The sequence below is a fragment of the Rhizobium ecuadorense genome (assembly GCF_001187535.1).
Lineage (GTDB): Bacteria > Pseudomonadota > Alphaproteobacteria > Rhizobiales > Rhizobiaceae > Rhizobium > Rhizobium ecuadorense.
In genome coordinates, this window is the sequence record NZ_LFIO01000434.1 from 1 (window position 1) to 279 (window position 279).

Below are 279 nucleotides of genomic sequence, written 5' to 3' on the forward strand. Positions count from 1 at the left end.
GCGCATAACCGGCCGGCGCGCCGAGCAGGATCGAAAGCGCCACCGTAATGCCGGCTGCCCCCAGCGAATTGAGGAAGGACTGGACGACGCCTTCGGTCTTTAGGAAGAGAATGAAGGGCTCCAGCGATATGCCAGTGGGAAGACCGGTCTTCGGCCAGATATAGACGCCCTGGCGACCGCCAAGTGCGCCGAGTGCCACCAGATAGATCGGCACCAGCACCCAGGCGCAAAGCGCGGCGATACCGCTCCAGAGAAGCCAACGGCGTGAAGAGACGAAGC

Annotated in this window: 1 pseudogene; it reads right to left on the reverse strand. The window is 63.1% G+C overall.

From position 1 onward, the window contains the following. Positions 1–279: pseudogene (locus tag AF337_RS11000) on the reverse strand (carbohydrate ABC transporter permease); the annotation flags it as partial.